The organism is Paenibacillus sp. EZ-K15, from assembly GCF_002573715.1.
Taxonomy (GTDB): domain Bacteria; phylum Bacillota; class Bacilli; order Paenibacillales; family Paenibacillaceae; genus Paenibacillus_AQ.
The window spans coordinates 576,554-603,137 of record NZ_PDHM01000012.1 but is presented as its reverse complement, the minus strand read 5'-3'; the positions used below and the strand labels follow the sequence as shown (position 1 = coordinate 603,137).

At 49.0% G+C, this 26,584-nt stretch carries 24 protein-coding genes; 2 read left to right on the top strand and 22 right to left on the bottom strand.

All coding sequences use genetic code 11. The features are described 5' to 3' along the window. Window positions 1–142: 142 nt before the first annotated feature. From efp to CRG97_RS10770, 4 genes are all read right to left on the bottom strand, one after another. On the bottom strand, window positions 143–700 hold the full coding sequence (gene efp, locus CRG97_RS10785; protein WP_098742945.1) for an elongation factor P: 558 nt from the start codon (window positions 698–700) through the stop codon (window positions 143–145). Window positions 701–791: 91 nt separating this feature from the next. After that, window positions 792–1,862: a M24 family metallopeptidase gene (locus CRG97_RS10780; protein ID WP_098742944.1), complete on the bottom strand. Its 1,071-nt coding sequence runs from the start codon at window positions 1,860–1,862 to the stop codon at window positions 792–794. 30 nt (window positions 1,863–1,892) lie between these two features. After that, window positions 1,893–2,339, bottom strand: coding sequence for a type II 3-dehydroquinate dehydratase (gene aroQ, locus CRG97_RS10775; protein ID WP_098742943.1), 447 nt, complete (start codon window positions 2,337–2,339; stop codon window positions 1,893–1,895). Window positions 2,340–2,416: 77 nt separating this feature from the next. Next, window positions 2,417–2,914: a YqhR family membrane protein gene (locus CRG97_RS10770; RefSeq protein ID WP_098742942.1), complete on the bottom strand. Its 498-nt coding sequence runs from the start codon at window positions 2,912–2,914 to the stop codon at window positions 2,417–2,419. Between the two features lie 163 nt (window positions 2,915–3,077). On the opposite strand from CRG97_RS10770, the gene CRG97_RS10765 reads away from it, so the two are divergent. Both CRG97_RS10765 and CRG97_RS10760 read left to right on the top strand, forming a co-directional pair. Continuing rightward, on the top strand, window positions 3,078–4,070 hold the full coding sequence (locus CRG97_RS10765; RefSeq protein WP_076320866.1) for a DUF1385 domain-containing protein: 993 nt from the start codon (window positions 3,078–3,080) through the stop codon (window positions 4,068–4,070). 6 nt (window positions 4,071–4,076) lie between these two features. Then, entirely contained in the window at window positions 4,077–4,409 is a 333-nt protein-coding gene (locus CRG97_RS10760; RefSeq protein WP_076320865.1) for a hypothetical protein, read from the top strand. 47 nt (window positions 4,410–4,456) lie between these two features. On the opposite strand, the gene CRG97_RS10755 is transcribed toward CRG97_RS10760, so the two are convergent. The 18 genes from CRG97_RS10755 to pflA all read right to left on the bottom strand — a co-directional run bounded on the left by CRG97_RS10755 (window position 4,457) and on the right by pflA (window position 26,579). Next, on the bottom strand, window positions 4,457–5,380 hold the full coding sequence (locus CRG97_RS10755; protein WP_098742941.1) for a patatin-like phospholipase family protein: 924 nt from the start codon (window positions 5,378–5,380) through the stop codon (window positions 4,457–4,459). A gap of 78 nt (window positions 5,381–5,458) precedes the next feature. Then, window positions 5,459–7,018: a family 10 glycosylhydrolase gene (locus CRG97_RS10750; protein ID WP_098742940.1), complete on the bottom strand. Its 1,560-nt coding sequence runs from the start codon at window positions 7,016–7,018 to the stop codon at window positions 5,459–5,461. A 116-nt stretch (window positions 7,019–7,134) separates the two neighbouring features. Next, window positions 7,135–7,560 (bottom strand): transcriptional regulator MntR, encoded by a 426-nt coding sequence (gene mntR / locus CRG97_RS10745; protein WP_076320862.1) that lies wholly within the window; start codon window positions 7,558–7,560, stop codon window positions 7,135–7,137. A gap of 153 nt (window positions 7,561–7,713) precedes the next feature. Further along, window positions 7,714–8,427, bottom strand: coding sequence for a cytochrome c biogenesis CcdA family protein (locus CRG97_RS10740; RefSeq protein WP_098742939.1), 714 nt, complete (start codon window positions 8,425–8,427; stop codon window positions 7,714–7,716). A 17-nt stretch (window positions 8,428–8,444) separates the two neighbouring features. Beyond that, the gene (locus CRG97_RS10735) at window positions 8,445–9,251 is read right to left on the bottom strand and encodes a metal ABC transporter permease (RefSeq protein ID WP_076320860.1); all 807 of its coding nucleotides are present in this window, start codon (window positions 9,249–9,251) and stop codon (window positions 8,445–8,447) included. Between the two features lie 45 nt (window positions 9,252–9,296). After that, window positions 9,297–10,046 (bottom strand): metal ABC transporter ATP-binding protein, encoded by a 750-nt coding sequence (locus tag CRG97_RS10730; RefSeq protein ID WP_076320859.1) that lies wholly within the window; start codon window positions 10,044–10,046, stop codon window positions 9,297–9,299. A 101-nt stretch (window positions 10,047–10,147) separates the two neighbouring features. After that, window positions 10,148–11,209, bottom strand: a complete 1,062-nt coding sequence (locus tag CRG97_RS10725) for a metal ABC transporter solute-binding protein, Zn/Mn family (protein WP_098742938.1) — start codon at window positions 11,207–11,209, stop codon at window positions 10,148–10,150. Between the two features lie 580 nt (window positions 11,210–11,789). After that, the gene (metG, locus tag CRG97_RS10715) at window positions 11,790–13,793 is read right to left on the bottom strand and encodes a methionine--tRNA ligase (RefSeq protein WP_098742936.1); all 2,004 of its coding nucleotides are present in this window, start codon (window positions 13,791–13,793) and stop codon (window positions 11,790–11,792) included. 458 nt (window positions 13,794–14,251) lie between these two features. Then, window positions 14,252–14,509: a membrane protein insertion efficiency factor YidD gene (gene yidD, locus CRG97_RS10710; RefSeq protein ID WP_076320856.1), complete on the bottom strand. Its 258-nt coding sequence runs from the start codon at window positions 14,507–14,509 to the stop codon at window positions 14,252–14,254. Continuing rightward, a complete protein-coding gene (locus tag CRG97_RS10705) occupies window positions 14,506–14,976 on the bottom strand; it encodes a Fur family transcriptional regulator (RefSeq protein ID WP_076320855.1) in 471 nt (156 codons plus the stop codon). The genes yidD and CRG97_RS10705 overlap by 4 nt, the downstream gene beginning before the upstream one ends. A 229-nt stretch (window positions 14,977–15,205) precedes the next feature. After that, entirely contained in the window at window positions 15,206–17,935 is a 2,730-nt protein-coding gene (locus tag CRG97_RS10700; RefSeq protein WP_098742935.1) for a copper amine oxidase N-terminal domain-containing protein, read from the bottom strand. A gap of 155 nt (window positions 17,936–18,090) precedes the next feature. Next, window positions 18,091–19,731 carry a beta-N-acetylhexosaminidase gene (gene nagZ, locus CRG97_RS10695; RefSeq protein ID WP_098743109.1) on the bottom strand — a complete coding sequence of 547 codons (1,641 nt, stop codon included), beginning with the start codon at window positions 19,729–19,731 and terminating at the stop codon, window positions 18,091–18,093. Window positions 19,732–19,830: 99 nt separating this feature from the next. Then, window positions 19,831–20,616, bottom strand: coding sequence for a response regulator transcription factor (locus tag CRG97_RS10690; RefSeq protein WP_076320853.1), 786 nt, complete (start codon window positions 20,614–20,616; stop codon window positions 19,831–19,833). Continuing rightward, window positions 20,594–22,450: a cache domain-containing sensor histidine kinase gene (locus tag CRG97_RS10685; RefSeq protein ID WP_098743108.1), complete on the bottom strand. Its 1,857-nt coding sequence runs from the start codon at window positions 22,448–22,450 to the stop codon at window positions 20,594–20,596. The genes CRG97_RS10690 and CRG97_RS10685 overlap by 23 nt, the downstream gene beginning before the upstream one ends. A 22-nt stretch (window positions 22,451–22,472) precedes the next feature. Continuing rightward, window positions 22,473–23,300 (bottom strand): carbohydrate ABC transporter permease, encoded by an 828-nt coding sequence (locus tag CRG97_RS10680; protein ID WP_098742934.1) that lies wholly within the window; start codon window positions 23,298–23,300, stop codon window positions 22,473–22,475. Next, entirely contained in the window at window positions 23,300–24,184 is an 885-nt protein-coding gene (locus CRG97_RS10675; RefSeq protein WP_098742933.1) for a carbohydrate ABC transporter permease, read from the bottom strand. The genes CRG97_RS10680 and CRG97_RS10675 overlap by 1 nt, the downstream gene beginning before the upstream one ends. Window positions 24,185–24,276: 92 nt before the next feature. Beyond that, window positions 24,277–25,632, bottom strand: coding sequence for an ABC transporter substrate-binding protein (locus CRG97_RS10670; protein ID WP_098742932.1), 1,356 nt, complete (start codon window positions 25,630–25,632; stop codon window positions 24,277–24,279). A 203-nt stretch (window positions 25,633–25,835) separates the two neighbouring features. Beyond that, on the bottom strand, window positions 25,836–26,579 hold the full coding sequence (gene pflA / locus CRG97_RS10665) for a pyruvate formate-lyase-activating protein (protein WP_098742931.1): 744 nt from the start codon (window positions 26,577–26,579) through the stop codon (window positions 25,836–25,838). Between the last annotated feature and the right edge of the window lie 5 nt (window positions 26,580–26,584).

The window sequence follows — 26,584 nt, the reverse complement described above, 5'->3', positions numbered from 1 at the left end:
TTTTCAAGGCAAAAAGAACTCAGGCTTACCGCATCGGCTTTCGCCCATCACAAAAAAGACTCCCGTACATACGTACAGGAGTCTCGTTGTTTAGAAGATATTGGCACCCCGTCAATCGTTGAAGGGTCCCGTTTAAAGCCTGCTATGCACGGGAGATGTATTTACCTTCGCGTGTATCGATCAGAAGCACATCGTCTTCATTAATGAACAGCGGAACTTGTACATTCAGGCCGGTTTCCACTTTCGCACTCTTCGTTGCGCCCGTAGCCGTGTTGCCTTTGATTCCCGGCTCGGTTTCAATAACTTTCAGCTCCACGCTGTTAGGCAGGTTGATCCCGAGGATTTCCCCTTGGTAGCTGATGATGTTTACATTCATGTTCTCTCTCAGGAAGTTCAGTTCCCATTCCAACTGCTCGCTAGTCAAGCTGAACTGATCGTAAGTTTCGTTATCCATGAATACATGCTCTTGACCGCTGGCGTAAAGATACTGTACACCACGATTGTCGATGATCGCGCGGCCAATCGTTTCACCTGCACGGAACGTCTTCTCTACGGTGTTGCCGTTGCGAAGGTTTTTCAATTTGGAACGTACGAAAGCTGCGCCTTTACCGGGCTTTACGTGCTGAAAATCCAAAACGGTGAATATATCGCCATCTACTTCTACGGTCAAACCTGTTTTAAAATCGTTAACTGAAATCACTAAGATTCCCTCCTAAGGATGCGGTCTAATTAATATAGTACATCATTTTCCTAAAGTACAAATTCAAAAAGCTATCTTTTTGAACAGCCTTTTATAGCACAGTGTAGTCTTTGGTCGAGCTTGTTAGTATATGAATACCCGATTCCGTGATGACGATATCATCTTCAATACGGACACCGCCAAGCCCAGGCAAGTAAATGCCCGGCTCCACCGTTACCACCATACCTGGCTGCAGTACATCATCACTCAGCTTGGACAGTCTCGGAGATTCATGAACCTCCATACCCAATCCATGCCCCGTGCTGTGTCCAAAATATTCCCCGTATCCATAACGGGTTATAATATCACGAGTTAAGGCGTCTGCCTCGCGTCCTGTCATACCAGGTTTAATATGATCCAGTGCATGAAGCTGTGCTTCCAGCACGATATCATAAATCTCCTTCAGTTTAGGATCAGGACTTCCGAGCGCAACGGTTCTTGTGAGATCGGAGCAGTATCCGTCAAGCAGCGCACCGAAATCAAGCGTAACGAATTCGTTCCCTTGAATGACACGCTCGCTGGCAACGCCGTGCGGAAGAGCCGAACGCTCACCGGAAGCGACAATGGTATCAAAGGAAGACGCTGTGGCGCCATGCTTGCGCATGAACATTTCCATCTCCAGATCGATTTCCCGCTCCGTTTTGCCGGCAGCCAGAATGGTCAGCACATGGCTGAACGTTTGATCAGCCAAATCGGCAGCCCGCTGCATAATGCTCAATTCTTCCTCATCCTTGAATATCCGCAGATCCTCTACAAGACCCGAAACCGGCACCAGGCTAATTGGCGCGAGCTGTTCCGAATAGGTGGAAAATACGCCGTATGTAACATGGTCCTGTTCAAATCCAAGCGATGTAATCCCCTCGGAAGATAGCAAATCCTTGACCGTCTCCATAACCTTCGGTCCATGCTCAACCACTTGAAACCCGACGGCTTGCTGTGGAGCTTGAGTCATATAGCGGAAATCCGTCAAGAGATAGGCATTATCCCGTGTGATCAGCACATAGCCGGCAGACCCGGTAAAGCCTGTCAAATATCTGCGGTTGATCGGGCTTGCAACCAGCATAGCCGTTACGCCTTTGCCTTGAAGTTTCTCGCGCAGTTTAACCACTCGTTTGTTACTCATTCTAACCTCTCCTCTCACCCATTTCCCAAGCTATCCTTCTTGGTCGTTCAGGACTTGCAAAAGGGCCGACAAGCCCAGTGTGTAACTCGCTGCGCCAAAACCCGCGATTTGTCCGACAGCAACAGGTGCGATGACGGAGGTATGACGAAATTCCTCCCTGGCATGAATGTTCGATAGATGAACTTCCACTGTCGGAATACGGGCAGAACTGATGGCATCACGTACAGCGTAGCTGTAGTGGGTCAGTGCTCCCGGGTTAAGAAGTATGCCGTCCGCCTGTCCAATAGCTTCATGAATACGGTCGATAATAGCACCCTCATGATTAGACTGATAGAAGGTAATACCGATACCGGCGAGATCCGCCTGTTTACGCAAATTATCTTCGATCGCCTGCAGGCTGAGTGAACCATAAATGCCCGGTTCACGGAAGCCGAGCAGGTTTAAGTTCGGTCCGTTTATCACCCATATGGATTTCATAGGGCTTCCCACCTTTTCGTCAAATAACCAAAAGCTATTTTACCATAGGCGGCATAGGGTTGAGAAGTTTTTATTGCTTAGCCTGTCACCTTCTTCGGTTCGCGCAGTTTCTCATCGGTGAATTCCTGCGCAATCGTATAACCGATAAATAGTCCCCATAATATAAAAATACAAACCTCTGAGATGTTTGTATCCCACGGCAGCTTCTTCACCGGGTCCGTCAGCCGAAGCCATGGATTGAGCGCGACGAACAGCACCGCCCACCATATGATTCCGTAAGCAATACCGGGCCACGGGCCCTTCAGCTTCCTGAACAAGGTGACATAGATGAGGGAAGCGATGACGGAAAACGCGATAAAGGACAGCCAACCGGCGATTTGTCCGGCAGTCGTCTTTAGGAACTCATGCTTGAAGAATGGCTCCAGCAAAAAGCCCGGCAGCACTTTCGTGAATTTTAACCAGTAAAATATCCAGACCACGCCCCCCCAAATCAGACCTGCGTAATAGCCCAGCTCCAGGGCAAACACAAATGGATTGGTGACTTGGTTCTGCTGTCGAAATCGATGTTCATGCATCTAATGATTCTCCTCTCTAAGTCATCGAACTATTGCTCTTACCCCGTTCTTCTCTGAAAGTAGTATGCTCCGCTTCCCTTACGGCTAATCCAACTAGAAATTACTTTCAAAATTCGATACAATAGTTCATAGAACGAAAAACATGTCAGGGAGGGTGAACTGGTTGTCCGATAAGTCAACCCCGATCAGCTATGGAGGCCAAGCTGTAATCGAAGGCGTTATGTTCGGCGGAAAGCATGTGAATGTGACGGCCGTGCGGCGTAAAAATAACGAAATCAAGTTTCTCGAGGTGCCTCGCGAAGACAAGACATGGGTTCGGAAGCTGCGGAAGATTCCGCTTCTTCGCGGCATCGTCAGTCTCATAGATTCTACAATTAAGGGTTCCAAACATTTGAATTACTCTGCGGATGCATATGCCGACGATACCCTGGAGCCGGAAGAACGTGAGAAACAGAAGGAGAAAGAAGACTCAGGCTGGAGTTTAAGCATGATTATCGGTGTGGCCGCCGTCAGTGTGCTTTCCTTTGTATTCGGCAAGCTGCTGTTTACACTCGTTCCTGTTTTTGTAGAGGATTTCTTTTTTGGCAATACATTTGATCACTATATTGTGCATAACCTGATTGAAGGCGTCATTAAATTAATACTGCTCCTTGTATATTTATGGGCGATCTCCCAGACACCTGTCATTAAAAGACTGTTCCAGTACCACGGTGCCGAACACAAAGTCATCAGCGCATTTGAAGCTGGCGAAGAGTTGACGGTGAAGAATGTTCAGAAATATACACGACTGCATTATCGCTGCGGCAGCAGCTTCATGATGCTGACCATTGTTCTCGGCGTTGTCGTCTACTCGGTGGTGCCATGGGATACCATGACGCAACGGGTCATTCAAAGAATCGCGCTTCTTCCGGTCGTGCTTGGCGTTTCCTTTGAGTTCCTGAAACTTACCAATGCCATGCGAGACATGCCGGTACTCCGTTTCCTCGGTTATCCCGGTCTGTGGCTGCAGCTTCTAACGACGAAGGAACCTAATGATGATCAAGTTGAAGTATCCATCGCATCCTTTAACAGAATGCGTGAGTTAGATGCTCAATACGAGAATGTTACAGTTCACCAATCTGTGACAGGAAGTGTGCTGGATCCCGCGAAAGGGTGATAATCCATGAGAAGGCATGCGATCATTTTTTGGACGGCGATCACGTTAGCCGCCATAGGGCTACTGGTACTCCTGTTAGACCCTGGTTCAAGACTGAATATTTTGATTCCACTCATTATTGTTGCTGTCGTGTATGTGCTCTACAAGTTTCCGCCTCGCCGTTTGAACAAGCGACCCAAGGTGAAGCCTTCTAAGCGAACGGCAGCAAAACTGGCGGCAAAAAACAGCACCGTACGGAAGAGCAGTCCAACTGCAAAACGTAAACAGTACCCGTTTCAAGTGATCGATGGGCAAAAAGGAAAACCCGACCCATCCGATGATGTTCCTAAATATCACTAACAAGAAAACCGTCCAACCGGCAAACTCATGCCGGCTGGACGGTTTTTTTAATGATCGGATTTCCAGCGGGTGAAAAACATCGTACCTGCCGTTAATCCCGAATTGTACAAATTCTCGCTTTCTTCCTTGGTTAGACTAAAATGAGTGGTGCCAATGCCAAGCGTCGGAATTTTGATCGTTCGATTGCGATTTTGCTGTTCAATATAGCGTTCATCGTGAGCGGAAAGCATCGTCTCGAACATGGCGGTTAACATGCCGATCGGGCCTTCGATCAGATGGGGCAAGTTACTATTCTTTCCGACCATCTGAAAGCCAAGCACTGGTAGCGGCGTAGGTCCTCCCTTCGACTCACTATCAAATAGCCATAACGGAAAGTTGCTCAGCAGCCCACCATCCACGATATAAACAAACTGTTCCCCGAACGATTTGCCCTTGGCGGCCCTGCCCAATAAACGAAGAATGACGGGATCGAAAAAATACGGAATACTGCAGCTCATGCGTACAGCCTTGGCCACGGGAAATGTTGCAGGGTTTATGCCATATTGGCGAAGATCGTCCGGAAGTACCAGCAGCCTTCCATTCGTAATGTCGGAAGCCACAATATATAGCTTGCCTGCCGGGATGTCCGAAAAAGTAAATATCCCTTTGGCAAGCAGGATTTCCCGAATCCAGTTCTCCAGGGCTTCTCCGGAATACAGCCCCTTCTTAATCAACACCCGCAAGGCAGGTCCGATCAACTTCGTGTTAAAGATCGGTGCTCGCTGGAGAAACGAATGAAAAGGCGTCTCCTCAATAATGCGCTTGATCTCATCTGCTTGGTAACCTGCTGCCAGCACGGATGCCACGATGGATCCGGAGGACGTTCCGGCAACGCGGCTGAATTCCATGCCGGCATTCTCCGCCGCCTTGACAGCCCCGGCAAGCGAGATTCCCTTGACCCCCCCACCTTCAAATACCGCATTGATTTGCATATAAAATCCCCCGCCTCACATGGTCTAATGACTATGTATGAGCGCGGGGGATGTTTCATACCTATAGGACGTGCCGATTTATCTATAATATGATTGCAATTGATCTTTAATGCCTAACGGATTGTTTAAAATATTCTCTGCTCTAAAGAAAATGCTGCCTTTAACCTCGGCATAATTCTGATTATACTTCAATTGATTGATGATCTCCGATGCGCTCTGCCAACCGATCTCGCTGGTTCCCAGTTTGTAGGGCGCATGACCGATCAGAAGGTCAACGCCGGTTCCTTGCACTTCACTAACCCACCAGTCAACCAGCTTATCATAATCGGCAGCAGGGTTATTCATGCTCCAGTAGATCTGCGGAGCCACGTAATCGATCCACCCATTCTGGATCCAGACCCTCACATCGGCATACATGCTGTCATAAGCCGTCACACCGGCTTTTGTATCCGATCCCGTCTTATCCACGGATTGGTTACGCCATACGCCGAAAGGACTGATTCCGTATTCCACATTAGGTTTCACACGGTGTATGCTCTCTCCGAGCGTTTGCACAAATGCATTGATATTTCCCCGGCGCCAATCCGCAAGGCTGGAATAAGCACCTTGGTTATATTGGCGGTATGCCGCATCATCGTTGAAGACCGTATTGGATGGGTAGAAGTAATCATCCAGGTGAATACCGTCAATATCGTATCCGTTCACGACCTCCATAATGGTATCGATGATATGCTGCCGAGCTTCCGGGATCCCTGGATTAATGTACAGCTGCTTACCTATGTTCACGATCCAATCCGGGTGGCTGAGCGCAACATGGGATGGATCGAGTGATGCTGTCAAAATATCGGTGTTTGCCCGGAAAGGATTGAACCATGCGTGGAACTCCATATTCCGTTTATGCGTTTCCTCGACCATGAAAGCTACCGGATCATACCCCGGATCAAGGCCTTGAATGCCTGTCAGCACCTTGGACCATGGCACTATAGTTGAAGGATACAATGCATCGCCAGCCGGACGTACCTGCACGTACACGGTATTAATGCCCACTTCCTGGAGCGAATCCAGTAAGGCGATGTAAGATGCCTTTTGCTGTTCTGCGCTGGTCTTTGTTTTCGGCCAATCCAGATTAAACACCGTGGATATCCAGGCCCCTCTGACTTCATCCCCCGTAGATACCGGCGGTGGAAGAACGACGTCCGTGCCTGTCGTCAGCGAGATGCGCTGTGCCGCTTGGTTCCATTCAACTCGCACACCCAGGTTCTCGCTGATAAACCGTAGCGGCACCATAACACGGCCGGTCCTAACCTCAACCGATGCATCCAGCGGTATGGATGAGCCGTTCACAAGCGCGGTTTTGCTGCCGGATGTCAATTGCAGGCTCGAACCGTCCATCCCGATCGTTACTGTCTTTAACTTCTGATTCCAGGCTACCGAAGCGCCCAGGCCTTCACTGATAATCCGCGTAGGAACCATGGTTACGTTAACCTTCGGCAATATGTAAGGAGATACGTCACTGTTTAAGGTTACACCGTCCAACTGAATACTGATTGGAGCTGCCTTCGCTTGCGCAGTTGGGACCACCGACGGGAGACACAATAGTAACATAATCAGCACCAACAACCATCTACGAAGCTTCATTTCTATTAATCCTCCGAAAATATGAAATTTGCAGGTAATCTAACTTATTAATATAACACTAGAAATATGACGATTCAGTTTAAAAAAGCATCTGTCACAAGCGGACAGATGCCACATTACGATTCGTTGACTAATTCATTATGAACGTCACGCAAATCCTGAAGTCGATTCTCATCGCGCTTGAAATACTCCACAAGCGTCTCAATTCTCATAATGGAATCCCAGCTTAAATGATGCTCGATTCCCTCAACATCCCTATAAATATTTTCATCCTGTACACCTATCATCTCAAGGAATTCCTCAAGCAAATGATGACGTTCCATGAGCCGTTTGCCCATTTTTTTGCCTTTGCTGGTCAAAACCAAACCACGATATTTTTCATAGATCAAATATTCGTCTTTGTCCAGCTTTTGAATCATTTTCGTGACGGATGAGGGGTGAACCTCCAAGCCTTCGGCAATATCCGAAACGCGCGCATATCCTTTTTCGTCGATCAACTTGTAGATGCGCTCCAAATAATCCTCCATGCTAGGTGTCGGCATCTTATTCCCTCTTTTCTATAATTACATAACCCGTGCAAAAAAACTGTTTTACCTGCAATAGTAATGATACATGTTTTTGAGACCGGTTGGCAAGTCCTGGTCCAATCCTATGCCAATAATGACTTATAAATTGGACCAGCCTTCCCTCCAGCTTTAGAATTTAAGCCACTCCGGCGTAATGCCTTGCAGCCAAATCGTAATTTTGTACATTTGATCCGTGAAGAGCAGAACCCCCATCAGAATCATCAAGATACCGCCGACCTTCATCAAGATGTTTGAATACTTCAGAATCCAACGGGTGGAGCCAATGAAAAAGGCCAGGATGAAAAACGGTACTGCAAACCCCAGAGAATAAGAGGTAATCAGCGGGAACCAGGTTCCCGGATCGGAAGCTGCCAGTGCGATGATGGCCGTTAAGATCGGTCCGACACATGGCGACCAGCCTGCAGCAAACCCGATGCCAAACAGAAATGTTCCTATGTATCCAGTCGGTTTGGATTTAAAATTGAATTTCCGGTCCTTCATTAGAAACCTGGGCTGGAAAACACCAATCAGCATAAGTCCCATTACGATGATAAGCAGCGCGGACAGCTGACGGATCAGGTCCTGATATTCCGTGAAGAACTCCCCGAATAAGCCAGCACCCCAACCGAGGGTATAATAAACGGCAGAAAATCCAAGGATGAACGCGAGTGTATGCGTCATGGTCCGGAATCGGACCTCCTTGCGGTTCTGTTCGCTCTTCAGGTCATTGACCGACATGCCTGTAATAATAGATAAGTAGGACGGGTACAGCGGTAAACAGCATGGAGATATAAAAGAAGCAAAACCGGCAGCAAACGCGATGCCGATATTAATATCAGCCATTTTATTTCAGAACCCCCTTATGTCGTAAAGCCCTTTTTGCCGACAAGCGTAATGATAAGCAGGCTGATTAGCAGCAGCACGATAGTCGCGCCAGGTGCCAAATTAAATATGCCCGCAAGCATCAGTCCCCCGATAACGGCAATTTCGGAGATGATTACCGATAATACGATGGAGCTTCGGAAGCTTCTCGCCAGCAATAAACTGATCGCTACCGGAATCACCAACAATGCGGATACCAGAAGCGCACCCACAATTTTGATGGCGGTGCTTACGACAAGCGCAGTTAGTACCGTAATGATCATGTTCATCATTTTGACAGGCAGGCCGCTGACACTGGCTGCATCCTCCTCGAAGCTGAGCAGGAAGAACTCCTTGAAGAACATAACCACAACCGCAATGACAACGACGGTTACACCGCCCACCATATAAATATCGGTAGAATCCAGCGTATAAATGCTACCAAACAAATAACTCATAACATCCGTATTATAGCCCATTCCCAAGGTGAAAAACAGCGAAGCAAGCGCAACGCCGCCAGACATAATAATGGCGATTGACAGCTCGGCATAACTTTTATATGCCTTTCGCAGCTTCTCAATCGCAAACGAGGCCAGCACCGCAAATACAAGTCCTGCGGCAAGCGGATATACTTCGATCAGAAATCCGAGTGCCACACCCGCAATCGTGACGTGTGACAACGTATCGCCGATCATGGACAGCCTGCGCAGCACGAGGAATATCCCGATTAGCGGGGCTGTGATACCGATCAGAACTCCTCCGATCAGCGCCCGCTGAAAAAAATCGCTAAACAAAATATCAAGCAATGATAACGTCCCCTTCTCCTGCTTCAAAAAGTTTGTTTCTATACATTATACGAGCGAATGCTGCAGATCCACTTCTGCGCAGTTTTCGATATCATGAGAATGTCTGACAAAAAACTGAATTTTTCCGTTCTGCGATACCGGCGATTCTCCCAAGTAGTCTTTAACCATGTCCAAATCATGGGTGACCATCAAAAACGTCATCCGATGATGGGCATGCATATGGGTAATCAATTCAAAGAATCCGGCCTGGGTATCGGCATCAATGCCGATCGTAGGCTCGTCAAGTATGAGCAGATCCGGACGATTAATGAGCGCCCGGGCGAGAAAAACGCGCTGCTGCTGCCCACCGGACAGAGCCCCGATCCGCTTATCAGCAATATCCTGAATGCGCATCACTTCCAGAGCATCCTCACATTTCTGGTGGTCCAGACGGTTCAAACGGCGAAACATTTTCTTCCGATTATATAGCCCGGACATGACGACTTCGCGCACAGTGGCGGGGAACAGTGGATTAAACGAATTTTTCTGCGGAACGTACCCGATTCTCTCCCAGTCCTGAAACTTACGGATCGGCTGACCGAAGAGTTCGATAGACCCTTCCGCGGCAGGCAGCAATCCAACGATCATGCGGAGCAAAGTGGTTTTGCCTGCCCCATTAGACCCGACAATACCTACAAAGTCCCGCTCTTTTATGGTGAAATTGAGATCCTTGATCACCTGTTGCTCGCGGTAATGAAAGGATACATCCTTGATTTGTACAATAGGTTGGTGGCAATCCTGTGCTGCCGGCTCCATAATCAGGCCGCCTTTCTCTCTGTAGTCTTTCTAACTAAATATATGAACACCATAAACGTTCATAACACGAAAGAAGAGGGGGATATGCTCCCCCATCTTCCTTATTGTAAAGCCTTCGTTAGATTTTGCAAATTTTTCTCCATCAGCGTGAAATAATTGTCACCGCCGCTTGCCTGCTCCTTCGTCAGTCCCTCCACGGGATTCAATACCAAGGTTTCCACGCCCGCTTCATTCGCCAGCGTTTTGGCAAGTTTATCCGATACGAGCTCTTCGAAGAAAATATATTTGACTTCCTTCTCTTTCACCGTCTTGGTCAGGTTTACTATATCCTGCGCCCTGGGCTCCGCATCCGGCGACAATCCCATAATCGCATGCTGCGTTAAGCCATAATCCCGGCACAGATAGCCGAATGCCTGATGGGATACAACAATATCTTTTTTCGGCGTTTGGGACAATTCGTTCGTAAAGTCGTTATCCAGTTTGACCAGCTTCTCTTTCAAGGCTTCAAAGCGCTGCTCATAACCGTCCTTATGTTCAGAATCCGCCTCGACAAGACTATTCTTGATATTCTCTGCCATAACCAGAGCGGATTTCGGACTTACCCAAGTATGTGGATCCGTATGAAGAGTACTGGTGTTATTCTCAGCTGCTGCCTCTTCTTCGTGTTCATGGCCTGCATGGTCTTCTTCCACGCCTTCCTCGTGGCTGTGATCATGTTCCTCTTCATGAGCTGCTTCCCCGTGTCCATGACCATCGTCTCCCACGGCATCGATCAGCTTGATCCCTTGACTGACTTCTACCGGCTTAACTTGCGTATCTTTATCAAGTCCCTTCAGAAACCCAGGTACCCAGCCTTCCAGTCCGGCACCGTTATAGAGAAACAGCTGGGCCTTGGAAGTATTCACGATATCCTGGCTGCGCGGTGTCCAATCATGCGGTTCCACGCCCGTTGGCAGAAGATTTACAACATTGACGTCGTCCCCGCCGATTTCCTTCGTAAACTCATAGATTGGATAAAAGGTCGTAATGACGTTTACCTTGCCTTCGACAATGCTGCCGCCAGATTTACTTCCGCACCCCGACAGGATGAGTACCGCCAACAATATGGAGGTTACACTCCAGGTCCAACTATTAAGTTTGCTTTCTCTCTTTCTCTTGTTCATGTTCATCTCCCATATCCGCTCCGTTCAATTAATCGTAATCTTTACTAACAAGATTATAAGAGCAGGCAAACATCATTGTCAACCAAATCGTAAAAATTACTATTAATTTTCAATAGAGATGTTATATCCCCCGTATTAAAGTGCGTGTTCAAAAAGGTCGATTTTCAGCACCGAAGCTTATGCTTCCGATGTGCGTTTTTTCAAAACGCTTCAGTTGGATGAAGCTAGGGACGTCAGGAGCGGAGCTACACGTTTTCGCAGAAAACGCCTTCGAAAGCATCTGCTGTTTTGGGTACGTGAGCACCGGAAGGCCCGGCTGAATTCAAGATTCGATGCCGAGCTGCTTCCTGATTCGCTTCGTGTTAGATATAGAATTTATAAGTTATCAGTGGAACTGATGAAATTCTATATCGCAAGAAAACCTACCTATGCATCGCGGTCGCTCATCCTTGAAGTGGCCTCGATAGAGGTTTTCTTATCAAAAGCGGACTTTTTGAACAACCTCTTAAAGGAAAAAATAACGGCGTACCCTTTAACAGGGTACACCGTCTATCGCGACTTAATTCAATGAGAGAGCATTTTATTTGACAACGGCGCCGTTAGGCATGCCATCCGGTACCGTTGCAAGCGTCAGCTGGTCGCCGTGGGAGGCGGCCAGAATCATACCTTGCGACATTTCACCTCTAAGTTTCACCGGCTTCAGGTTCGTTACGCAAATCACTTTGCGTCCGACCAATTCCTCCGGCTTGTAGAACTTCGCAATGCCGGATACCACTTGCCGCTGCTCAAATCCGAGATCAAGCTGCAGTTTGAGCAGCTTATCTGCTTTCTTAACCGGCTCGGCAGCGATTACCTGCGCTACGCGCAGCTCGACCTTGGCAAAATCCTCAATGCCGATTTCCTCTTTAAGCTCTACAGGCTCCTCCGTGCTTTCGGCGGTCGAAGCTGCTGCCGAGGTCGTAGGTTCCACCTGGGCGGCCTTCGTACCGCCTGTCATCGCCTCTGCGATGTAGGCCACTTCCTGCTCTGTATCCAGGCGCGGGAAGATCGGCTCGCCCTTTTGAAGCTTCATGCCGGCCGGTACGGTTCCGAACTGGCGTCCGCTTTCCCAAGTCGTCCATTCGCCTTCCGCCAGGCCCAGCTGATCCCACATTTTCTTCGGCGTACGGGTCAGGAACGGCTGCAGCAGGATCGATGCCACGCGGAGCGTCTCCACCAAATGACTCATGACAGATGCCAATTCATTTCGTTTGCTCTCGTCTTTGGCCAGTGTCCATGGCTGTGTCTCATCAATGTATTTGTTGCTGCGGCTGACAAACTGGCTGATCGCCGTCAGCGCAACCGAGAATTCCATATTCTCCATAGCGGTTTCGACTTTCTCATAAACCGACTTAGCCGCTTCCTCGATCGCTGCATCAAACGGTGTTACGCCAGCGGAGAAAGCCGGAACGACTCCGTCAAAATATTTATCTACCATTGCCACGGTACGATTCAACAAATTACCCAAATCATTAGCCAGGTCGGAGTTCACCCGTTCCACGAAGCTTTCCGGCGTAAAGGTACCATCCGCCCCAAATGGAACTTCGCGCAGCAGGTAATAACGAAGCGCATCGAGACCATACCGGTCAATCATCGTAACCGGATCGACCACATTCCCCTTGGACTTGGACATTTTCCCGTCCTTCATCAGCAGCCAGCCGTGAGCAAACACCTTTTTCGGAAGCGGAACATCGAGCGCCATCAGAATGATCGGCCAATAGATCGTATGGAAACGCACGATCTCCTTACTCATTAGATGTACGTCGGCCGGCCAGTATTTGTCATACAGGCTGGTGTCCTCCGTACCGTATCCGAGTGCCGTTATATAGTTCAGGAGTGCGTCAATCCACACATAGATCACGTGTTTTGGATCGCTCTTCACCTTCACGCCCCACTCATAGGTCGTACGGGACACAGCCAGATCCTCAAGACCCGGTTTAATGAAATTGTTGATCATCTCATTCTTGCGGGATACCGGCTGAATGAAATCCGGATTCTCCTCATAATACTGGAGCAGGCGGTCCACATATTTGCTCATGCGGAAGAAGTAGCTCTCTTCCTTCACAAGCTCTACGGGTCGGCCGCAGTCCGGACAGTTGCCGTTGACAAGCTGACGTTCCAGGAAGAACGACTCACAAGGCGTGCAGTACCAGCCTTCGTATTCACCCTTGTAGATGTCATCCTGCTTCAGCAGACGTTCAAATACCTCCTGCACAACCGTCGTGTGGCGCTGCTCGGTTGTGCGAATGAAATCTTCATTGGATATGTCCAGCTTCTTCCACAGGTCCTTGATGCCTGCCACGATGTCGTCAACGAACTGCTGCGGGGTTTTCCCAGCCTCCGCCGCTTTGCGTTCAATCTTCTGTCCGTGCTCATCGGTCCCCGTCAAATAACGGACATCGTATCCACGAAGCCGTTTGTAACGAGCCATGGCGTCGCCGGCCACCGTAGTATAAGCATGGCCGATATGCAGCTTGTCGCTTGGGTAATAGATTGGCGTTGTAATATAAAACGTCTTTTTGTCTGCCGTCTTTTTGTCTGCCATAGTAACCTTCCTTTACCGTGAAATTGATTGTTTGTACCAAGTAATCTCTTATTGAAGAACAGCAGTAAACAGCAAAAAACCCCCGTCCCCATGGGACGAGAGTTGTTCTCACGTGTTACCACCCAAATTCCCTGTCCCCTTACGGGTAACAGGCTCATCTGGCCGTCATCCGGCCGTCCATTAACGCTGGCTCACGCCGCTTCTTTACGGCAGCCTTATTACCCGGACTGCAGCGCTCAAAAGCGGATCCTCCAAGACCATTTTCCGAAATTCGCCAAGACCGGTTTCCAGCTGTTCCGGCTCTCTGTTCAAGGCAAGCTTTTCGTACTTATCTCTTCCTCGGATATACCTATAATTTCTTACATTTTAATCAAACGGGCTGCGGTGTGTCAAGGTGAGTCGCGTTCCGTGGGATTGCTATGTCCAAAGGCAGCATGGAATTCCGCTTCGTATCGATTTTATTTCTCTGTCAATGAAGACGACACCTTATCCTTGCGCGGTGGAACCATGTCAATGCCGCCTGGATGAAACGGATGGCATCTTGCTATTCGCTTGGCCGCCAGCCAGGAGCCCTTCAGCGCGCCGTGTACCTCAATCGCTTCCAGTGCATAGGCCGAGCAGGTCGGGTAGAATCGGCAAGTCGCCGGTTTCAACGGAGAAATGAATTTCCGATAGAAGTGTATCGGCACCTTCACTACCCTACGTGCCGTGCTCATACCCGGCTGTCCCGCTTTCCTCCACTGGCTGGTGAAGTTTCCTTATCGGTATTGTCCTTGCCGCAGTCCCGGCAGTAGCCGAACACTTCGAATTTATGCTGAACCACCTGGAAATCATCCGGTGCATCGGTCAGCTGCATCGGGCAAAACGTAATCGGGTACGTCTTCTGGCACTGCAGGCAGATCATGTGATGATGGTGATGCTCTTCGCTGCATCGTCCTCGAAACTTGATGCCCTCCTCGAACACTACCTGCTCCAATACACCAAGCTCGTACAATACCCGAAGATTCCGGTACACTGTATCAAAGCTCAAACCGCTGTACTTCCGGCCCATATATTCGTACACATCCTTGGCCGTCAAATATCCAGGATGTTCCCCAAACAATTTGGCAAGCGTCTTGCGCTGATCAGTAATGCGCAGCCCATGTTCCGACATGGCGTCGATGATCTGTTCCGTCGTAAGCATACGGAGGTAACCTCCTCTACTTGAAGATACTCTCTCCTTATAATGCCTGAAAAATAAGACAGCGTCAATGAAAGCGGTTGTGGATAGACTAAACCCCTGCAAGGTACTGCGCCGCTGGGACGCGAAACGCTTGGCATTTGACGAACTCCCTTTTAACAGCTAACAAAAAGGACAACCCTTACCATGTACTGGCTGTAAGGCTGTCCCTTTGTTATGAATAAATAATGGATTAGTTCTTCACTTGCGGAAGCGGCTGGAACAGGAAGTTGATTGGCAAGCTGCTTCCCGGCGCCGCCGTAAACAGGATTTCCACGGTCTGCTCGTAATTCCCCGTACGATAGAGAACGGCAGCTTCATTCGGTGCAGATATAGCGCCTCCGCTTGTATTCGGCGTCTGAATGATAGTTCCGTTCACCATCAGCGCACCCATGTACTTGCCTCCACGCGGATTCAGCGTGATCAGCGTATTGGGCGCTACGCGGTGCAGCTTGATTTTGTACAGCACACCGAAGTTCCCGGCATTGGATTGATATGAACCGTTAATGCCGTCATACCCTTCCAGATTCGGATCGTTTGTCTTGTCACCGAGCGCTAGACGGGTAGGCGTGTTGCCAACCAGATCATAGGATTCAATGATCCGTGTCGAGTCCGGGTACGTTCCCCGGTTATGAACGCCATCGCTCGGATGGAGCTTCAGGTAAGGAAGCTTTTGAATCGGATCCTTGGCTTCATCAATCATGATGACATCATACCGGATCGGTGAATCCGAATAGAGATCAGCAAACATGGACAGCACCTGCTGATTCTTCAAGGTTTGCGCGCTCAAATCTTGCAGAATGACCCGGCTTTCCCCAGGCGCAAGCGAGATCGTCTTGAATGAATCAGCTGATTGCATAGACTCGAGATAGCGCTGAACAGCCGCTTTTCCCGTAGCAGTCGGTATATTAATCGGACCGCCTATTCCCGTATACTCGGTTGTCAGACGCGCCGTCATGGTGTTGATGTTAGTGGCGACGACGTACATCTTCATGTTCTTCCCGGTTGCGTTCAAGTGGTGGATCATGAATCGCGTGCTGGCATTGCCGACCTCGCGGTAGACGATACCCTCTTGATAGACGGTTTCCGGAGAGTTGCTGCGAATCAACAGATAAGGTTCGGAGCTTCTTGTAATCGGCATCAGATTCCATGTCGGCACAGCGGATCCGTCAAAGGTGTATTTGTCGCCGATGCCCGTAAACAATTGATTGAATTGATCACGCGTATACAATACTTCGCTCGTTACGTTGATAATCTTCTCGTATGAGCTGGTCGCTCCATGTTTATCAGTAACAATCAACAGCACTTTATGCGGTCCTGCCGTAAAAAAGGCCTGATCGTTGTTTTCCCACTTATACGTAAGCTCATCGCCAGGATCGTTGTCGTAACTCATATTCATGTACGTTATTTTCTCACCGATCTTATATTCCTGTTTATCCGTTTCGAACATGGCAACAGGCGGCGTATTCGGTGCGGATACACGAATGCTCAATATATACGGGTCGCTCCACTCCCCGCTGGAATCCTGTACCGAGTAGGAAACCGTATGCACGCCGGGTTCGTCAAAAATCTCTTCCCGGCCTTCCCAATGCTCGTCAACAATAGCCAGGCCCGTCGGCGAATAGGCATTCGTCTTATACGTAACCGTTGTTTGTCCGGCGAGGATCTCACCAGGCTGCACCGTGAAGGAAGCTACGGGCTTTGCGCTCAAGCTAAGGATAACCCGCTTATTCGGCTGGTCCACCCGATAGGTGATGTCCAGCGCCTGCGTAATGCTTGTCAGCGGCACCATGAACGTATTGTTGGACTGGTAAGCCGGTCCCTTCATCGATTTTCTGACCCCGTTCACGGTGTAAACGCTGCTGTTCGTCTTAAAACGAAGCTCATCGTTACCGCGGATAATAATCGTTTCTTTTGTCTTTCCGTCATAGGTCAACTTCAAGCCGACACGATCAACGAGGGAGCGAATGGCAACATAGGATACGCCGTTCTTGACTGCCATCGGCTGACCTGCCGTATACGCTTTCCCGTTCTGATACATCTTGTTGCTGTTCATCATCAGGATGAGGTCATTGGGCCCGAGATTCGGTATATTCGGAACCTCGCTGCCAGATCCCCCGCCGTTATTTCCGCCTGGCTGTTCGCCGTTACCGTTGCCGCTGCCCATACCGGATAGATCGAGAATAACCTTCTTCTCGGGCTGGTTCACCTGGTATGGAATTTCAAGCGCTTGCGTGATCGAGGTTAACGGAACCATAAACACATTGTTGCTCTGGTAAGCAGGGCCTTTCATCGGACGTACCTGTCCGTTGACTTTATAATGGCTGCTTCCTGTCGTAAACCGAAGTTCATTGCCATCCTTAAAGATGATGGTTTCCTTCGTTTTATTATCGTAAGACAGCTTCAGTCCTGCACGTTCAACCATGGCGCGAATAGCGACATAGGATACCCCTTGCTTCACAGCCATCGGCTGACCCGCTTTGTATTTCTTGCCGTTATGGTACATCACATTGCTGTTCATCATCAGTACAAGTTCATTCGCCGAAACATTGGAAGTACTGACTTCGGGCTCTCCGGATGGACTGCCCTCTTCGTTCTCTGAAACCTCATTATCGGAAGGATCGTTTTCCGTATCCTCCTGCAGTTCATTGGGCGCAGAAGGTTCGGCATTCGGATCGCTAATCGTGCCTTCGACTGAATCAGAAGATGTTTCCTTTGGCGTTGCTGATGTTTCCTCCGCTTGCTGCAAGTCCGTCTGTTGTTCTCCACTCTGCTGGCTTTGTCCTTCCACCGGGGACTGCAGCGCTGATTGGCTATTTAGCGCCGGAGCTGTAATATCCGGTGATTCAGCTGCCGCGGGAAATGCCATGGATACTTGGGCCGCGGCAAGGACTGTAATCATCGAGATTCTCTTGAAATTCATTCTCTACTCCTTTAAAACTCTCAGTATAGTCTGTCTGCCTCTATTGGACATACTATTAGACGCGGACTTTCCCGAAAAGTTGCTCAGAAAAGGCTGGAAAATAGGAAAACCGGAGCATTCCTGGGTAGGAAGACTCCGGTTTGAGCAACCCTTATTTAATTATTGACATAGTCCTGATTACCGCTCCATCCAAGCGGATAAGTCTCGCTGATTCCTACCGGGAGCTTACCCTCAGGGGTAACCCGTCCTATTAAGACACCCGCGGCTGCATTCATATAATAAGGTGTGTTCTCGTAGCTGCAGAAATATGTCGGAACCGGCGGAAGATCATTGATATCATAGGGATTACGGGTAGCGACGATAACAAGTGCCACATCCTCAAGTTCAACCAGCTTATTCACCAGCTTCTGCTGCCCCGCGGGAATACGGCTCTCGGAGGTGTACGTAGCTACTACAATCTGTTTATATCCTTCAGCTGCCTTAACGGCTTGCTCTACCTCCTCATCGGACATATCCGTTCCGACACGCAGATCGTCTGCCTGAACCCCGTAACTTCTCAAGGCATCCCCTAAGGTGTAGCTCTGGCTCCATGCTTCATCCACCTGGGTTGCCTGAAGCAGCTCAGGCCAGATCACCGCAACGGCCTGCTCCGGCTTAAGAGGCAGCTGCCCTTCGTCTTTCACCAGCGTGATTCCTCTGCCTGCGATTTGAGCCAGCAATTGTTTGTACTCTTCCGCAACCTCGCCAATCGGGTAGACCGGAAGCTCCTCAGCGAGCTTTGCATTACGCTGCTTAAGCGCCAATATCCGATCTACGGCCTTGTCGATCAGCTCTACCGGGAGTCTCCCGCTGCGGACAGCCTCAATGACGGCCGTAATCGCCGCCGTCTGCTCCGATAGATTATGGCTGACCAGTACGCAGTCCGCACCCGCTTCGATCGCGCGTATCGCGCCCTCCGGAATCCCGTACTCTTTGGAGATCGCGTGCATCTCAAGGCAGTCCGTGATGATCAGACCTTCAAACCCCATCTCCTCCCTCAGCAAACCCGTTAACACGGCATGAGAGAGGGTTGCCGGAAGATCGCTCGGCTCAATCGCCGGGAAACTGACGTGAGCCGTCATGATGGCGTCCACGCCGTTCTGGATCGCTTGCGCGAACGGATACAATTCCACGCTGCGGAGCCGTTCCAAATCATGCGGTACAGAAGCCCGCCCGAGATGAGAATCAACGCTGGTGTCGCCATGGCCCGGGAAGTGTTTGGCCGTAGCGGATACGCCTTCTTCCTGGTATCCCTTTATCGCCGCAGTCCCAAGAGCGGCAACAGCCTGAGGATCTTCGCCGAAGGAACGCACACCGATGACCGGATTACGAGGATTGTTGTTCACGTCGAGGCAAGGAGCGAAATTCATGTTTACACCGAGTGAACGCAATTCGCGCGCCCCGATTTGCGCTACCCTGTACGAATCCTCCGCGCTGCCCGCTGCTCCAAGCGCCATATTCCCCGGAATGCGGCTGATACCTTCATGATCAATTCGTGCAACCATACCGCCCTCTTGATCAATCGAGATCAGAAGCGGGAACTTCTGGCTGTCCGATGCGAGCTGCTGCAAGGACTCCGACAGTTCGGCAAGCTGAGGCAGCGTTTTCACATTCCGGCGAAAATAGCACATGCCCCCGACCTGATATTGTTCAATTAGTATTTTGGCATGCTCATTCGGCGTCAGCGCATTGAAGCCGCATATAAACATTTGTCCTACCTTTTGTTCTAACGATAAGTCTGCTGCCGTCCATTTCATTGATTTCATACCTACCTTCTATCAATTTAAAGGACTTTGCAAGCCAGGCGGGATGGATCTAGGGATGACTTTAGCAGCCTGCATGGGTCCTATCAAAACCTATACCGTTGCCTCTCCGGACATTTCCCGGAATTCGGATGGCGTCATGCCGGTAGCCTTCTGAAATACCTTGGTAAAATACCGCCGCTCATGATAACCGACAAAGGAGCCGATCTGTGCGATATTCTTATCGCTGTTCACCAGCAGGAACTTGGCTGCCTCCATCCGCTGTCTCGTCAAGTACTCCACAAAGGTGAGTCCGACATGGTTCTTAAACAATAAACAGAAGTAGCTGGAGCTGATGCCCAGATGCTCCGAAAGCTCCTCAATCCCCAAATCCTGCCCCATATGGGTATTGATATACTCCAGAGCAGACGTTACCAATTGTTCCGGCGTTTTCTTTACGGCTTCGGGATTCGGAGCCTCATCAATAAGCGAAACGGTGCTGTAATACTTCTCTTTCGCCCTCTTCTTGCGGATTTCCTCCCCGATATCGCGAATCTTCATCTCAAGTTCCCCGTAATGAATCGGCTTGCTGATGTAGTCCTTGACGCCTAGCTTAATTGCTTCCCGGGCATATTCAAACTCCTGATACCCCGTCAGCAAAAAGATTTCCGCCCGGCTTCCTTTCTCCCGAATCTTCGTAATAAAGGTCAGTCCGTCCATGACGGGCATCCGGATATCACACAGAATCAGATCCGGGTTGTACTGATCCGCTACTTCAAGTGCTTCCATCCCGCTTCGGGCAAGTCCGACAACCTTCATGCCCATCTCTTCCCAAGGCAGAACCTTGCTGAGATTGTTCAGGATGGGAGCCTCATCATCAACTAATAATGCCTTCAACATGCTGCCCTTCCCCCCTGTCATAATTGGGTATGACGCATTGTATAACGGTGCCGCCGGGGCGGCTTGAGCATATGAACAGACCGTAATAATCCCCGTATTGAATTCTAAGTCGGTCAGCCACGCTCCGCAGCCCAAGCCCCCGTCGTTCCTGGTTCACTTTGAGATTCTGCAACGTCGTCTGTTCGGATCCGTTATCCTCGGACACCATATATTCAAACATGGACAACTGCTCAGCGGTCATGCCGAGTCCGTTATCCTCGACCCGAATAATGACATTACCGAGTTCCTTCCATGCAGAGATGCGTATCCATCCCGTATAAGAAATGCCTTCAAAGCCATGCTGTATGCTGTTCTCAACCAGCGGCTGCAGCGTCAGCTTCAAGATACGGCTGTGCATAAGCTCTTTCGGCACGTCAATCTCGTATTCGAACAGGTCCTCAAACCGAAACTTCTGGATTTCAAGATAACTCTGCAAGTGCTTGATTTCTTCATCCAACGTAATTTCTTCCTTCTCCTGAATACTGATCCGCAAGATGCTGGCAAGCCGGTAAACCATCTCACTGACCTTGCGTCCTTCATTCTGGACAGCGAGAACATTGATTGATTCCAAGGTGTTAAAGAGGAAGTGCGGCTTGATCTGCGCTTGCAGCACACGCATCTCCGCGTCGGTCTTCTGCCTCTGCTCCTTCTTGATCTGCGCAAACAGATTGTTGATCCGGTTCATCAAGTTGTTGAACCCTTTCGACAGCAGCAGCAGTTCATCCTCTCCCTTCTCTTCAACTCTCGCGTTCAAATCCCCATCTTCAACACGGCGCATGAACCTAACGATAACAGCGATCGTCCCGGTAATCCGATTCATGAACAGACGATTGAACACAATCGCGGTAACCAGACAGAGGCCCATAATGACGAAGAACCACTTGGCAAAGGAAGTAACCTCTTGCGATAGCGAGTTCCAGTCAGTCACCGAGACGAGATTCCAGCCGTAATCATTCAGATGATAGATGGAAACAATATTCTCTTTGCCATTAAACTTGGCTTTAAAACTTTGGTAGCCTTGCTTAAACTCAACGTCATGCTTCATATATTGACTGATATTTTGACCATCCATATCGTTATTGGGGTCAAATAGAATAAAGCCTTCATTGTTGACCAACATAAAAGATGTGTTCTGCAGATTGTTAGGGAGTGTCAAATTGCGGAAAATCTCTTCAAACTCCCACCTCTTGATCTGAACGACAAGAATGCCAAGCTTGCGGAGTGTCGTGACATCCTTAATCAGCCGGATCTGGGTGAATACCGGATCCGCTCCCGTCAACTCCGGAAATTCGTGCGGGGCCAGCCATTTGGGAATTCCGTTAAGCTGAACCACCTCTTCATATAAAGGACTATTCTTAAACTTTTCATAAGGCAGCGTTCTGAAATCCTCTTTACTGAATATAGGAATCGGTGATGACTCTTTATTAAAATGATATAAAAATGCATAGCTGATCGCTGGATGATTATATAGAAGATTCCGAAAGCTCCGCTGTCTGTCGTTCAATTTCAGCTGGTCCGCATTGGATTCCTTAATCAGGTTCTGCGCATCGGGATCCTTGGCGTTCAGCGCCATGGCGAAGACGGAGGTCGCAATCCCGTTATCCGTGACGTACTCCATCTCCTTAAACACGTTCAGAATGCTGTAGCTGATTGCTTTAAGTGAATATTCGGCTTGCTGGCTGTACTTTTTCTCAATCGAATTGTAGGTAATAAAGAATGTAAATAGGCCCAGCACAAATAACGGAATAATAATGAGCCCCAAAAAGGCCGTGAATAGTTTGTTCCGCAAATTCATACGCATGCTCCTGCTCCTAGTATTACCCCTTGACGCTTCCTGCGGTGACGCCTTCAATGATCTTCTCTTGCAGAACGGCATAAATGATAAGGACCGGCAGCACGCTGAATATGATACCCGCAGACATTTGAGCGTAGTTCATATTGTAGGCGTCCCTGAAACCGACCATGCCGACAGGCAGCGTTCTCAGTTCATCATTCGATAGGAAGTAGTTAGCAAGCAAGAATTCGTTCCAGTTACCCAGGAAATTGATAATAAATACGGTAACGATAGCCGGAACGGTCAGAGGTAAGATAATTCTAGCAAACAACCCTCCGGACCTCAATCCATCAATAACCGCAGCCTCCTCGATTTCACCGGGCAGCGACCGCATGAAGGCAGCCAGTATAATAACCGAGAACGGGATGGCATTGGCAACATACGGTAGAATCAGGGCCATATGCGTGTTCAAAATATCCAACTGCCTCATCATGCCATATATCGGCAGCATGAGAGAGTTATTCGGAATCAGCATGCCTATCAAAATACATTGAAAGACGATGGCGCTAATCCGGTTATACCTCATCCGCGTCACGGCAAAGGCCAGCATCGCTGCAAACAGAATCGACAAGCAGGCTGACAGCACGCCGATGTATAAACTGTTCCAGAAATACGTGCTAATCTTGGCGCTCACCCATGCATTCACATAGTTATCAAATACCAGCGTGCTCGGCAAACCAAAAGGGTTCGTTGCAATGGACTGGTTATCCACCTTCACCGAAGAGAACAGGACGAACAGGAAAGGATATAGTATGACGAGCAAGTAAGCCATCAGAAAAATGTGCGGGATCAGTTTCTTCATTGCTCTCATCAGTATTCAATCCTTTCGTTGCGTCTTGCGACCAGCACCTGGTAAACCACCGTTACGATAATCGTGAAGAGGAAGATCAGCACGGCGATCGAGTTGCCAAAACCATGCTTAAAGCTCGTGATCGCATATCGAATCATATATGTCGCCATAACGTCGGTTGAGCCGGCCGGCCCGCCCTTGGTCATAACCAGAATAATGTCCGCTGCTTTCATGGCTCCCGCGATCGAAAGCATGATCACAACAGAGATAATTGGCATAATTAATGGAAGCGTGATTTTGGTTGCTCTTTGGACGCCTGTCGCTCCATCAATTGCCGCAGCCTCATCCAGCTCTTTAGGTATGGATAGAATCGCGGCAAGCACCATCACGATGTAAAAGCCGGTCCATTGCCACGCATTCGTGATCAGGATGGCAATCATGGCCCATTTGCTATCCGATAACCAGTAGATAGGTTCAATTCCTACCAACCCTAAAATCTCATTCATCAGACCAAAGTCCGGGTTGTAAATGAATCCCCATAAAATGCCGATTACAGCCGTCGACATGATGGATGGTGCAAAAACAGCCGTTTTATAAAGCCCCTTCAAACGCTTCACGTTTGCGATTAACAGGGAGAAGAATACAATCGTCGGAACCTGGATCAAACAGGAAAAGAGAATGAAATAAACGTTGTTCCTGACAGCCTTCCAAAAAGCATCATCATTCAAGGCTGTCACATAGTTATCGAGCCCGATGTACTTCACGTCTTTGGAGATGCCGTTCCAGCTCGTAAAGCTGTTGTCAAACGCAGTAAAGATCGGGTATATGAAAAAAGCCAGAAACAATAAGAATGCCGGCAGCACAAAAACGATGTAAATCAGAGGATTTCTCAGCGCTTTGTTCATGGTAACCTCCGTAATTATGTCTGATGTTGTTTAGGCGAAAGGGCACCCCCATGTACCGTTAGCGGGTGGCGCCCTTTCGTCTAGAATTTTAGTTATTCCTCTGAAGCATTAGCCGCTTCTTGCGCTGCTTGCACATTCTCCAGCATCTTCTCGGCATCGAGCTCGCCGCCGATGACCTGCTGAATGCCCATGCTCAGTGCAGTGTTAACGTCGGCTTGAACAAGTGCATCAAAGGCAGGGAAGGATTTTTTGATCTCACTGACGCCTTTGAAAATGTCCTGCATAAGCGGATCATCCGAAGTGGAGTTCATTGTTGCCAGATCCATCTTCATTGCCGGCAGTACACCGTCTTCTTTCAGACCACGCAGCTGCATTTCATCTGTCCACATATTTTTAATGAATTCTTTAACCGCTTGAAGTTTACGAGGATCTTCTGCTACCGCTGCCGAGAATCCATATCCGTTATTTGCGTCCTGCATGACGATGACAGGGTCGCCTTCACTAACCGGAGGCAGGTTGAAGTATCCGACCTTACCTACCAAATCACCCGCTTGAGCCGGATCTCTAAATACGGAGTTTGCCCACGATCCGTCCATCATCATGACGGCTTCGCCGGTGATCATTTGGTTTCTCATGTCCGCATATTCGAAGCCAAGCTCGCCTTTTTTGAAGTATCCCTTCTCAACCCATTCCTGGTGCTTCTTCACACCTTCCACGACTTTTGGATCGGTCCATTTGGTTTCCCCGGTTTTGAAGCCGTAAGTAACCTCTGGCCCTGCATAATAGCTCCACAGGTTGTTCGTGGTCATGAGCGGAATCCAAGCATCCTTGGAGGATTGGGCAAAAGGAATCTTCCCGTCGGCCTTGATCGTTTCAGCAATTTGCTCCAATTCAGCCAATGTTTTAGGAACGTTCAAACCTTTTTGGGTGAAGTAATCCTTATTATAGAAAATACCCTCAATGGAACCCCCAATCGGCAATCCGTAGATCTTGCCGTCATGTGTAAATGGATCCAGTGTCGTAAATTTGTCTTTAATGCCCAGTTCATCCAAAATCGGAGTCAAATCAAGCATTAAACCTTCTTTGGAATATACGCCTGCATCCGGGCTGCCGAACACATCGAATACTTCCGGCGGCTTACCGGCTGCCATCTCGCCTCTCAGTTTCTCTTTCCGGTTCACTTCAGAGTCCACAGCGTCCAGTTTGATTTTAAGCCCGGGCACCGCCTCTTCGGTTTTACTGACAACATCGTTCAGCAATGCGAGACGGAATTTCTTGGATTCACCTACTTGCGTATGGCGAATGGTGATTTCAAACGGCTCATTGCTGGCCGTTCCTTCCGAACCACCTGACGGTTTTTCTGCTGCCTTATTACCGCCGCATCCAGATAGAAGTGCAGATGAGACGAACAGAAGTGACATTAATAATGCCAGACCCTTTTTCTTCATTGTCTTTGACCCTCCCGAAGTGTTTGTTTATTTGATAGGCGTTTTCCTTACATCTTCATTATAGAAAGCGATTCCATTTTTCGATAGGCCGATATTTTTCTTGCCAAGGGATAAAATCTTCTACAAAAAAACAACAACCTTTCCATATGGGGAAAGGTTGTTGTCAATTATTGTAACGCAAATGTGAATTTAGATAAAAATCTTTAGTTCTGGACAGTCTGTATTTTCTCCGGTATCTCACCAATCAACCGGTAAGCGCGCGCCACTTCCTCCTCAGACGGTGAAGGTACGCCTTCTAATGGATAAGCCATGCCGAGCTCCTTCCATTTGTATACGCCCATCTGATGGTAAGGCAAGATTTCGAATTTCTCGACGCCGTGCAGCGTCCGAATAAATTGACCGAGCGCAATCAAGTCTTCTTCGCTGTCATGGATGCCCGGCACATAGACGTGGCGGACCCACATGTTTCGATCATGGTCAGACAGCCAGCGGGCCGTCTTCAACGTTCTTTCGTTCGACTTCCCGGTAAGCTTGATATGCTTCTCGTCGTTGATATGCTTCAGATCAAGCAGCACCAAGTCGGTAAACTCCAGCAATTCCGAGATTTTCTCCGGTTCATTATAGCCGTTGCTGTCCAGCGTCGTATGCAAATTCCAGCGGCGCTTCACTTCCTTGAACAGCTCCGTGACAAAGGGATACTGCAATGTCGGCTCACCACCGGAGACGGTTAACCCGCCGCCCGATGAACGGTAGTAGCTCAGATAAGGTTCAATCTCAGCCAGCACGTCCTCCACCGTCATCTCGCGTCCTTCATGCAGTCCCCAGGTATCCGGATTATGGCAGTATTGACACTTTAAGAGACAGCCCTGCATGAAGAGCACAAAGCGGATACCCGGACCGTCCACCGTTCCGAACGTTTCTATGGAGTGTACATGACCTTTTAGCATGGTGC

Coding starts and splice junctions, on each gene's coding strand:
- CRG97_RS10780 (WP_098742944.1), bottom strand. CDS start 1,862: ATGAGTAACAAACGAGTGGTTAAACTGCGCGAGAAACTTCAAGGCAAA.
- aroQ (WP_098742943.1), bottom strand. CDS start 2,339: ATGAAATCCATATGGGTGATAAACGGACCGAACTTAAACCTGCTCGGC.
- CRG97_RS10770 (WP_098742942.1), bottom strand. CDS start 2,914: ATGCATGAACATCGATTTCGACAGCAGAACCAAGTCACCAATCCATTT.
- CRG97_RS10760 (WP_076320865.1), top strand. CDS start 4,077: ATGAGAAGGCATGCGATCATTTTTTGGACGGCGATCACGTTAGCCGCC.
- CRG97_RS10755 (WP_098742941.1), bottom strand. CDS start 5,380: ATGCAAATCAATGCGGTATTTGAAGGTGGGGGGGTCAAGGGAATCTCG.
- CRG97_RS10750 (WP_098742940.1), bottom strand. CDS start 7,018: ATGAAGCTTCGTAGATGGTTGTTGGTGCTGATTATGTTACTATTGTGT.
- mntR (WP_076320862.1), bottom strand. CDS start 7,560: ATGCCGACACCTAGCATGGAGGATTATTTGGAGCGCATCTACAAGTTG.
- CRG97_RS10740 (WP_098742939.1), bottom strand. CDS start 8,427: ATGGCTGATATTAATATCGGCATCGCGTTTGCTGCCGGTTTTGCTTCT.
- CRG97_RS10730 (WP_076320859.1), bottom strand. CDS start 10,046: ATGGAGCCGGCAGCACAGGATTGCCACCAACCTATTGTACAAATCAAG.
- CRG97_RS10725 (WP_098742938.1), bottom strand. CDS start 11,209: ATGAACAAGAGAAAGAGAGAAAGCAAACTTAATAGTTGGACCTGGAGT.
- metG (WP_098742936.1), bottom strand. CDS start 13,793: ATGGCAGACAAAAAGACGGCAGACAAAAAGACGTTTTATATTACAACG.
- yidD (WP_076320856.1), bottom strand. CDS start 14,509: ATGAGCACGGCACGTAGGGTAGTGAAGGTGCCGATACACTTCTATCGG.
- CRG97_RS10705 (WP_076320855.1), bottom strand. CDS start 14,976: ATGCTTACGACGGAACAGATCATCGACGCCATGTCGGAACATGGGCTG.
- CRG97_RS10700 (WP_098742935.1), bottom strand. CDS start 17,935: ATGAATTTCAAGAGAATCTCGATGATTACAGTCCTTGCCGCGGCCCAA.
- nagZ (WP_098743109.1), bottom strand. CDS start 19,731: ATGAAATGGACGGCAGCAGACTTATCGTTAGAACAAAAGGTAGGACAA.
- CRG97_RS10690 (WP_076320853.1), bottom strand. CDS start 20,616: ATGTTGAAGGCATTATTAGTTGATGATGAGGCTCCCATCCTGAACAAT.
- CRG97_RS10685 (WP_098743108.1), bottom strand. CDS start 22,450: ATGAATTTGCGGAACAAACTATTCACGGCCTTTTTGGGGCTCATTATT.
- CRG97_RS10680 (WP_098742934.1), bottom strand. CDS start 23,300: ATGAGAGCAATGAAGAAACTGATCCCGCACATTTTTCTGATGGCTTAC.
- CRG97_RS10675 (WP_098742933.1), bottom strand. CDS start 24,184: ATGAACAAAGCGCTGAGAAATCCTCTGATTTACATCGTTTTTGTGCTG.
- CRG97_RS10670 (WP_098742932.1), bottom strand. CDS start 25,632: ATGAAGAAAAAGGGTCTGGCATTATTAATGTCACTTCTGTTCGTCTCA.
- pflA (WP_098742931.1), bottom strand. CDS start 26,579: ATGCTAAAAGGTCATGTACACTCCATAGAAACGTTCGGAACGGTGGAC.